This is a genomic window from Streptomyces sp. NPDC014006, assembly GCF_043088925.1.
GTDB lineage: Bacteria > Actinomycetota > Actinomycetes > Streptomycetales > Streptomycetaceae > Streptomyces.
In genome coordinates this window covers 344,728-353,841 of the sequence record NZ_JBICAJ010000010.1, presented here as the reverse complement: position 1 = coordinate 353,841, position 9,114 = coordinate 344,728, and the positions used below count along the sequence as shown (strand labels likewise).

The following is a 9,114-nucleotide window of genomic DNA, read 5'->3' as shown; positions in this document are numbered from 1 at the left end:
CACGATCCACGGCCGGGACTGACGCTTCCCCATGACCACACCAACGAGCGATCAAGCAGACAGTCACATGATCACCCTACTTTTGTTAGAGCCAGTTAGTCCACCGCGCCGCGGCCCTGCACGCGTCCAGCTCCGTACGCCGCCACAGCGGCGATCACGGCGATCGGGGTGGTTATGAGGGACGCGATGACCTCTCCATCCATGGGTCGATCATGACGGAGAGGTCAGATGGCCGAGCTGATCATGCGCATACGTTGACTGGTTGTCATGAAGCGCCCGCCCGGACATGCCGGGCCGGGCGCTGTGTGGTGCTGCTCAGACCTTGCAGAACCCGATGCCTTGAGCGCCTCGTTGATCTGCTTGCCCTGCGCCTCGGTCGTCATGACGTCCTTGTACGTGAAGCGCTGCGACGCGAAGTAGTCGAGCCGGCTGCCGCCGCCGTTGATCGCCGCACACTGGTTGCGGGCCGCGTCGATCGCCTTGTCTTCGTACTTGACGACGTCCGGGTTGGCGGCGGCGAGCGCGCGCAGCAGCTCTTCGCGCTTCGCGCCGGTCGGCTTGGGCGGGATGCCGGCTGCCCTCTCGGCGGCGTTGTTGTCGGTGCTCGGTGCAGTGCTGGGGGCACTGCTCGCTGCCTTGCTCGGCGTGTTGCTGGGCTTACTGTCGGCCTCGCTGTCGCTACTCGATGAACAGCCGGTAACGGCCAACGCGGCGAGCGAGAGTGCGGTGATGGCGGTGCGGGCGTGCATGTTCCCCCCAAAGGAACGGGTGTTACTTGCGACTGTGAATAATATGTGTATCCCGCATGTGCCTGGTGTGCGGGTGTGAGCGTCCGGCCAGAGCGTCACGGACCCGGTGCCAGTTACGGCAGAATGCGGCACGTGGGGGAACTGGGAATCGCACTGACCGCTGCCGGGTCGGCGCGCGCAGGCAGCGCCCTGACGGGATGGTTCACCGTTCTGGCCGGCAACCGCCAAGCGGCCGCGGCGAAGCACGCCGGGGACAAGCAGACTGCCGCCGTCTGCTGACCGTGCAGCAGACGCTCGACGAGCAGCGCGCAGCACGACAGGAGGACGCTCGACGGGCTGCGTACGCGGGGTTCTTGGCGGCCGCCGAGGTTAATGCGGACGAGGCGGCCACGGGAGGCATGACGCAGGGCGCGGGTGGGACCTGCATGAATGGCGCCACTCCGCACTCACTCATCTCGGCGAAGCCGGAGCCAGTCTGCCGATCCTTATGGCCAAGTAACGGCACAAGAAGCCGGAGGACGTACGGCGCTAGCCGGATTCCCGACGTACTGGAGCCCACGGTGGCCGCCTCAGAGACAGTCCTGCCCGAACACACCTCCACACCGGCCCGCCGTGACGGCAACGTGCTGCGCTGGCTGACCGCATACACCGTCTCCCAGATAGCACTTCTCCCGCCTCCAGCAGGGCCTTTGCCTGGCGCAGGGCATGGCGCACATCCTGACGCGGGTCGGTGCCACCGAGCCGCGAGGGCACCGAGTATGCGGCGTCCGCCTCGGCTTCCTTCAGGCGCACCGCCAGCTTCCGTGCCCCGTCACCAGGCGCCGGCGGGATACGTGTCTGGATGCGGTTCGCCGTACGCCTGCAGCGGCGCCGGCAGCTTGTGGGTCTGCACGTCGTGCGGCGCGCAGTTGATCGTCACTGTCAGCCAGCGGTCCCCGGCGGCTGTGTCGGGCCGGCGTGCCTTCGCGCGCCGTCGAATGATCATGCGTCGTGGGGTGTGGTGGTCGACCGCCTCATGACCTGCGGTCCTCGGCCTCTGCCTGCCGGGGCGTGGTCCAGCTGTGGTGAACCCCGTACGGCTCCCGCTCGTCCGTCCTGGTCACCTCGGGGGTGTCGAAGCCCTGGGTCAGTACCAGGCTGCGCAGGGTGCCGTACCCGAGCAGGACGGTCGCGGCCGCGGTGAAGAACAAGCCGAAGAGGTCGTCGTACCCCAGGCCGTCGCCGGTCCGCAGCACATGCACCAGACCCCAGCCGCTCAACACGGCCAGCAGGGCCCACACCGGCCACAGCAGCCGGTGCATGCGCCGCCGCTGCCGTACGTGGGCCGTGGACCGGAGCACGACCCGCAGCCGCGCCTCGCAGTGCTCGCAGAACACGCTTGTCTCGCTCGGGCGCTCGGCGAACCGGTCCAGGCTGCCCACCTCCGCGTTGACCATCGTCGCCGTCTGTGTGCTGTCACCGACGTGCCGCGTGACGTAGGTGTGCGTGATGCTGTACTGGAACTTGTCCGAGATCTCGCTCCCCACAGCGCCTCCCCGCTCTCCCGGCTCCCGCCGATTTCCTTCCCGTTCTTGACGGTTCACACCCGTGGGGACAGGGATGGGTCCAGCTGAGCTTCAGCCTGTGCGGCGGGGCCGTGGGGGTGGCTGACTTCATCGTGTGTCGCCGGCCGCGCTCCGCTCCGTGCGGGTCCGGGGCGCCTTCAGCGGGCGGCACGTGCGAGGGGACGGCACGATCCTCGGGCGGGCCTACCGGCGGCCTTGTCGATCCTCAGCGGATACGGACCGTACGGGACAGGGAAACGGACGAGTTCCGGCTTGTCGTGTCGCTCAGGAGGGTACGAGCGGCAGGTCGTCCGTGTAGGCGTTGACCGGCGGCGCGATGGGCCTGGTGCTGCGGACGTCGAGGGCGGCTTCCGCCGTCTTCGTGCCGAGCGTGCCCCGAGGGTGCCAGGTTCCGGTCACCGCCAGCCATGTGTTGGGGGGCGGGGCCTTGGTCCCGTACATCCGCACCTTCACGGTCTGGGCGTCCGCCGCGCAGCACGTGAAGATGATCCGGGCCAGGTACCAGCCGCCGCCGTGTTCGGTGGGGCTGGCGAAGCCGGTCATCTGCACGGTGCGGCCCTTGATGGCCCGGTCGCGGTCCTGCTGGACCCGGACGGTGAAGTCGGTGAGCGTGAGCGGCACCGGTGAGGTCGCCGGCAGCGGGTCGAACGCCGTGTGCTCGTTGACCACCTTGCCGTCGGACCGCGCCGCCGTGTACGCGCCGAGCGCCGGCGGGGCGTAGAAGAGCAGGCTCAGTGCAGGCAGGAACAGGAGCCAGGCGACGCCTGGTGCCCGGGAGTGGTCGTGGCCGTGCGTATGGCCGGCGTGTTCGGTGTGCGTTCGGTCGCGCACCGCGGCTGCCAGGCCGAGGAGCAGCAACAGGACCCCGGAGATGATCAGCAGTGGGCGCAGCCCCTCCTTCACGTAACGCAGGTAGAGATCGGTGAAGAGGGCGGCGTGCAGCAAGCCGATGCCGGTCAGGACCAGGAGGAGCACCTGTACGGGGTGTTTCACAGCAGCGCCCCTCCGATCAGAGCGCTCGCCGCGACCGCCACCACGGTGGTCGCCGTGGAGAAGCGCCAGGCGAAGGCCCGGCCGAAGGTTCCCGCCTGCAGGGCGATGAGCTTCAGGTCGACCATCGGGCCGACCACCATGAAGGCGAGCCGTGCCGTGGATGAGAAGCCGGTGAGCGACGCCGCGACGAAGGCGTCGGCCTCCGAGCAGACGGCGAGGAGGACGGCGAGCCCGGCCAGGAAGAGCACCGACAGCCAGGGGGAGGCGGAGAAGGTGTCGAGAACGGAGCGTGACACCGTCACGTTGAAGGTGGCCGCGGCCATGGCGCCGAGGACGAGGAAGCCGCCGGCGTGCAGGAAGTCGTGCTGGAAGCCGTGCCGGAACTCGCGCCAGCGGCTGTGCCCGTGGTGGTGGCCGGCGTTCCGGGCCGTGGGTCTGAGCCACTCCTGCCGTCCGCCCCAGAGCCACAGCCATCCCATCACGGCGGCGGTGGCGAGCGAGGCCAGCAGACGGGCGAGGACCATGGCCGGGTTGCCGGGGAAGGCCACAGCGGTGGCCGTCAGGACGACCGGGTTGATGGCCGGCGCGGAGAGCAGGAAGGCGAAGGCGGCGGCCGGGGTGACACCACGGCGGATCAGGCTGTTCGCCACGGGTACGGAGGCGCACTCGCAGCCGGGAAGCACGACGCCCGCCACGCCCGCCACCGGAACGGCCACCGCCGCTCGCTTGGGCAGCACCCGCGCGAACAGTTCGGCCGGCACGAAAGCGTTGATCGCCCCGGACAGCGCGGTGCCCAGCAGCAGAAAGGGGAGCGCCTGGACGGTGATGGCCAGACACACGGTGCGCCAGGCCTGAACAGCCGGGTGGTGGTTCAGCCATCCCGTGCTCGCGAGAAGAAGCACGAGTGTCGTGGCGGCGGCGATCGCGACGGCGGCCGTGAAAAGCCACCGCAGCCGGAGGCGCGGCATGGCCGGGACCGTGGGAGCGACCGCCGCTCCCTCGACCCGTCCAACCAGTTCATCCGTTTTTTGCATTTTCACTCCGGATGTCAGCGTCTGTCCGAAGATAAGCCACAGACCTGGCTCCACCCCTGCGCACACGCCGTCCCGCCGAACTCGCCCTGAACATGGCGGCCAGGCCTGGCGAAACACCGACGCCGGACGCCCTCCCGCGCGGCCCAGTCGGGCCGGCGAACAGATCTCCCCCATCACGCTGCTCGCGACGTCCGGCACCATGACCCTTTTTCGGCTACGACGGATACGCCGCCCCCTCGACAGCGTCCTCACCCTCGCCCTGCTCCCGCTGATCAACCCAAGATCCGCGACCCCTGCCCATGAACGCCGGTCGGGCCGGCCCAAGGGCGACCGGATACAGTGCGCGAGACGGCAGCCTGGTTGGGGAGGGCAAGCGTGAACGACACCAGCAGCACCCGGCCCGTCGTGGGTGAAGCGCACGCGCCGCGGCAGAGCCGGCTGCACCGCCTGATGCGCTACATCCCCCTGATCGCCCCCGTCCTGCTGTGGGCCGTGCCCTGCTGGGTGCTTCTGTACACCGGCCAGCACTGGCCGCTGCCCGTCACGCCGGCCGGCACCGTCCTGTGCGCCCTCGGCCTCATATCCATGCCGCTCGCGATGGCGCGCGGCCACGGCCGGCGCCAGCAGGACCGGGCGGCGATCATCGGTGACACCCTGCTGGGCACCAGCTGGGTGCTGTTCACCTGGTCCGTTCTGCTCGGCGTCCTGCTGCGGCCCGCCCTGACCGTGGCCGGCGTCGGGGAGAGTCAGGACCGGGCCCGCATCGTCACCTGGGCCGTCCTCGCCGTATCCACCGTACTGCTCGCCTGGGGGTACGCCGAGGCCCGCCGCGTGCCACGCGTGCGCCGACTCGACGTGCAACTCCCGCGGCTGGGTGCCGGACTGGACGGCCTGCGCGTCGCCCTCATCACCGACACCCACTACGGCCCACTCGACCGCGCTCGCTGGTCGGCACGGGTGTGCGAGACGGTGAACACTCTGGAAGCCGACCTGGTCTGCCACACCGGCGACATCGCCGACGGCACGGCCGAACGCCGCCGCGACCAGGCCGTCCCACTCGGTACCGTGCGGGCCACCCATGCCCGCGTGTACGTCACCGGCAACCACGAGTACTACAGCGAGGCCCAGGGCTGGGTCGACCTGATGGACGAGCTGGGCTGGGAGCCGCTGCGCAACCGCCACCTGCTGCTCGAACGCGGAGGCGACACCCTCGTGGTCGCCGGCGTGGACGACGTCACCGCCGAGTCCTCCGGCCTGGCAGGCCACCGCGCCCACCTCGCCGGAGCCCTGGACGGCGCCGACCCCGACCTGCCCGTCCTGCTCCTGGCACACCAGCCCAAGTTCATCGACCGGGCGGCAGCCGCCGGCATCGATCTCCAGCTCTCCGGCCACACCCACGGCGGCCAGATCTGGCCGTTCCACCACCTGGTCCGCATCGACCAGCCCGCCCTCGCCGGCCTCAGCCACCACGGCCCCCGCACCCTCCTCTACACCAGCCGCGGCACCGGCTTCTGGGGCCCGCCGTTCCGCGTCTTCGCCCCCAGCGAGATCACCCTGCTCGTGCTCCGCTCCCCGCACCTGCCCACCTCGCCATAGCCCGAGGCGTTCGCGGTCAACGTCAACAACATCGTCACCGACGACGGCTACCCCATCACCGAGCAGGTCCCTCTCAGGTCACTGGGTCGAGCAAGTCGTCGAAGACGTGCGGGAGTTGTCGCCAGCCTACTGGGTGATCTTCTTGATCTCCCGGCGTTCGGGAAGGGTGAAGGTTCTCGGCCGGCCGCCCTTGCACTTCGGGTAAAGGCTGTCCGGTGATTGCTGGTTGCCGCAGGCGCTGAGCCGTTCCCTGTACTGGGCGCCAATGAGCGCCCCTCTCCGTCGGCCGGGGCAGCCGGGAAACTTCGAGGTCATCCTGATGCGGTCCGAGCTGGTCGTGGAAGTCGGCATGGACGTCGCCCCGCGACAGTGCCGGCCGCTGTCGGCACCCCGCACGCCGGCACCGCACGCGCCTCGACCTTTCCCCCGGCGACGTCGCGCCCTTCAGCAGCGCCGGAAAGCCAGCGCCCCGTCAGGGGCTGCTGCCGATGAGCCGGGCCGGCATTGAAGCGGGCCGCGTACTGCTCCAACGGTCCCAGCGCGGACGGGCAAGCACGGCGTGTGGTCGTCTTCAGCCCCAGCACGGCAGTTGATCCCCGACCCGCCGCTTCACGACCGGCCCGCGCCGCCGTCAGCCCAAGCCGCGGCCGACGAAGTAGAGATGCCTCACTACCCATCTCCAGGTACTGGCGTACTCAAAGGCCAGAGCTGTCGTTATTTCGGGTGAAAACACTAAAGCCGCTCATGCGGCCGACGAAAACGCTCTCCTACCCTCTTGTCCTGCGCGAGCAGTCCCTGGGTGTTTGGTGCGACCGCTTCGCGCTCCATCATCGTCAGGGGGTCGCATGGTCCAGAGATGGGTCGGTCGAAACGGTTCTGACCACACCGTTCGCACCGGCCGGAGGCACACTGCCTGGGTGAGCAAGGGCTTGGGCCAGGGTGCTGCGCTGGTTCTCGCCGGGGCAGCAGGAGCAGGGTCGGCCGTGGTGGTGTCTGCCGGCATCGGGGTGCCGGCAGCGCACTGGGCAGCCGCCTTCTCCCTCCTTGCGCGCGCTCGCACGGCTGCGGGGACGGTACGTCTTCGACTGACGCTGTTTGCTGTCTCGGTGGCCGCAGGGGGTCTTCACCACCTCATCGTGGATCAGACCGGCTTTTCTCGGGCCCCTTGTGATGGTGTCCTGCAGTGCGTGATCCGTCTGATGGCGGCCGCCGGGATCGTCGCATGCCTGGGGGTGGCCGTCACTGGGCTGGTGATGGCAGCAGCGGACAATGGCACGACACTGACGTGGCTACGGCGCCTGCTGGACGGCTGGCTGATCTCTGGTTCCCTGCTCACGCTGTGCTGGCTCCTGCTGCTTCATCGCGCTGACCGTGGCGGTGACGTATCGGCGTCGCTCCTTGGTCTCGCGCGTGTCGTGACGGACATCCTCGTGTTGGGGCTGGTCGTGGCCCTGCGCTTCTGTCTGAACCGCGCGGAACGCACGGCGACCACGGTTGCTGCTACGGCGCTTGCCGTTCTGGCCGTGAGCGACATGCTGCGGATCCTGCTGCCCGGTTTCAGCACCTGGTACGGGATTCCACCAGCGGCAGCTTGCTCGATGACCGGGCTCTCGCTCCTCGGCGTCTCGCCGTGGTTGCCGGGAGGCGTCAGCGTCACGGAATTGGACCAGCGGATGATGTCCGTCATCGGAGTGGTGGCGGCGTTCGTGCCCGTGGCCGTCTGCGCCCTGGCTCTCGCAGCACATGCCGCCGCCGGCGGCTCCGTCGACATGGTGATGGCGGGCTTGGCCGGATCGGTGCTGCTCGCGCTCGGTGCCCGGCAGGGCGTCACCCATGCCGACCACCTCAGGCTCATCCGTGAGTCCGCGGAGGATGAAGTCCACTTCCGTACGCTGGCCGACGGCACAAGCGACGTCATCACGATCGTTTCCCTGGACGGGTCGGTGCTCTACGTCAGTCCCGCTGTCCACCCGGCCTTCGGATACCGGCCCGAGGAGCTCGTGGGCGCCGCTCTCCCGCTCTTCTGCCACCGCGACGATGTCGAGAAGCTGATGCAAGCGGTCCGGACGCTTCGGCAGGAAGCCGAGTCCGGCATCCGTGGCCCCGGCCGCCGCGTGTCCTGCCGTGTGTGGGCTGCCGACGGACGATGGCGCCACGTCGAATCGACGATCAGCCACCACCCGAGGGGAATGATCATCATCAGCCGCGATGTGAGCGACCGGGTCGCTCAGCAGACGCACCTGGAGCACCTCGCCTTCCACGACGCGCTGACCGGCCTGCCCAACCGCGCGCTGTTCGCCGACCGGGTCGCACACGCCCTGCGCAAGCGTGCCGCGGGCGCGGCCCCGCCCGTGGTTCTCTTCGTGGATCTCGACGGCTTCAAAGCCGTCAACGACTCGGCCGGACACGCGGCGGGCGACGCCCTGCTGATCCACGCCGCCCATCGGCTGAAGGCATCCGTACGGGCAGGCGACACCGTCGCCCGCCTCGGCGGCGACGAGTTCGCCGCTCTCCTGGAATGGGAGGCGGAAACGGACCCTTCAAACGCGAAGGAGGTCGCCCACAGGATCCTGGCCGCACTGACGAAGCCGTACCGGCTCGGCGACAAGGAGGCGCTGGTCTCGGCCTCCATCGGCATGGCGGTGGGCTTCCCAAACGTCACCCCACAGGAACTCCTACACCGCGCCGACCTGGCCATGTATGCGGCCAAGGCCGCCGGCAAGGGTTGCATCCGCACATATCACCCCCCAGCAGCCGTATGCCGACACCAGGACAGTGACATCGATGAGACCGTAGGTGGGGCAGCAAGCACCTTGTGACAACCGATGGCACCGGCATCCTGGTCGCGGTCACGCTGAGCGACGGCAACCGCGACGAACCCACGTATTGCTTGTGGGCACTGCCTCGCAGTGGTCCTGCCCAGGGGCACCAAGTGTCGAGACGGTGAAGGTTCCTGCTGAGGGCTGGCTACAGAAGGGGAACAACGGTCGTCTCCCTGCGCAGGAGTCCCGTGGCGATGGTCACACAGACGCGCGTAGTTCAGGCGCATGATCACCATCTGTCACTGATCGTGGTGCCCTTCGTACTCCAGCGCCTGGCGGGCCACGCCGACCGGCGTGCGCTCACGCGCTTCTGCCGGCGGCCTGGCCCGGCGCCTTCCGGTCAGGGTTTACTGCC

The 9,114-nt window shown here is 69.1% G+C and carries 8 protein-coding genes and 1 pseudogene; 3 read left to right on the top strand and 6 right to left on the bottom strand.

Annotated elements, in window-relative coordinates; all coding sequences use genetic code 11:
• Positions 1–224: 224 nt before the first annotated feature.
• A complete protein-coding gene (locus ACF1GV_RS31350) occupies positions 225–749 on the bottom strand; it encodes a hypothetical protein (RefSeq protein WP_391687271.1) in 525 nt (174 codons plus the stop codon).
• Positions 750–881: 132 nt separating this feature from the next.
• Here ACF1GV_RS31350 and ACF1GV_RS31345 point away from each other — a divergent pair, with 132 nt between their 5' ends.
• Positions 882–1,028 (top strand): hypothetical protein, encoded by a 147-nt coding sequence (locus tag ACF1GV_RS31345; protein ID WP_391687268.1) that lies wholly within the window; start codon positions 882–884, stop codon positions 1,026–1,028.
• Between the two features lie 532 nt (positions 1,029–1,560).
• Here ACF1GV_RS31345 and ACF1GV_RS31340 read toward each other — a convergent pair.
• The 4 genes from ACF1GV_RS31340 to ACF1GV_RS31325 all read right to left on the bottom strand — a co-directional run bounded on the left by ACF1GV_RS31340 (position 1,561) and on the right by ACF1GV_RS31325 (position 4,341).
• The gene (locus ACF1GV_RS31340) at positions 1,561–1,734 is read right to left on the bottom strand and encodes a hypothetical protein (RefSeq protein WP_391687265.1); all 174 of its coding nucleotides are present in this window, start codon (positions 1,732–1,734) and stop codon (positions 1,561–1,563) included.
• 28 nt (positions 1,735–1,762) lie between these two features.
• Positions 1,763–2,275, bottom strand: coding sequence for a hypothetical protein (locus ACF1GV_RS31335; RefSeq protein WP_391687262.1), 513 nt, complete (start codon positions 2,273–2,275; stop codon positions 1,763–1,765).
• Between the two features lie 303 nt (positions 2,276–2,578).
• Positions 2,579–3,307: a TIGR03943 family putative permease subunit gene (locus ACF1GV_RS31330; protein WP_391687259.1), complete on the bottom strand. Its 729-nt coding sequence runs from the start codon at positions 3,305–3,307 to the stop codon at positions 2,579–2,581.
• Positions 3,304–4,341: a permease gene (locus ACF1GV_RS31325; protein ID WP_391687256.1), complete on the bottom strand. Its 1,038-nt coding sequence runs from the start codon at positions 4,339–4,341 to the stop codon at positions 3,304–3,306. The genes ACF1GV_RS31330 and ACF1GV_RS31325 overlap by 4 nt, the downstream gene beginning before the upstream one ends.
• Positions 4,342–4,716: 375 nt before the next feature.
• Here ACF1GV_RS31325 and ACF1GV_RS31320 point away from each other — a divergent pair, with 375 nt between their 5' ends.
• Entirely contained in the window at positions 4,717–5,937 is a 1,221-nt protein-coding gene (locus ACF1GV_RS31320; RefSeq protein ID WP_391687253.1) for a metallophosphoesterase, read from the top strand.
• A 129-nt stretch (positions 5,938–6,066) separates the two neighbouring features.
• Here the strand turns inward: ACF1GV_RS31320 and ACF1GV_RS31315 are convergent.
• Positions 6,067–6,150: pseudogene (locus tag ACF1GV_RS31315) on the bottom strand (helix-turn-helix domain-containing protein); the annotation flags it as partial.
• A gap of 704 nt (positions 6,151–6,854) precedes the next feature.
• Here ACF1GV_RS31315 and ACF1GV_RS31310 point away from each other — a divergent pair.
• On the top strand, positions 6,855–8,756 hold the full coding sequence (locus tag ACF1GV_RS31310; RefSeq protein WP_391687250.1) for a diguanylate cyclase domain-containing protein: 1,902 nt from the start codon (positions 6,855–6,857) through the stop codon (positions 8,754–8,756).
• The last annotated feature ends 358 nt before the right edge of the window (positions 8,757–9,114 follow it).

Excerpts from the sequence above, each read along its gene's own strand:
- ACF1GV_RS31350 (WP_391687271.1), bottom strand. The coding sequence starts at position 749 with ATGCACGCCCGCACCGCCATCACCGCACTCTCGCTCGCCGCGTTGGCC.
- ACF1GV_RS31340 (WP_391687265.1), bottom strand. The coding sequence starts at position 1,734 with ATGATCATTCGACGGCGCGCGAAGGCACGCCGGCCCGACACAGCCGCC.
- ACF1GV_RS31325 (WP_391687256.1), bottom strand. The coding sequence starts at position 4,341 with ATGCAAAAAACGGATGAACTGGTTGGACGGGTCGAGGGAGCGGCGGTC.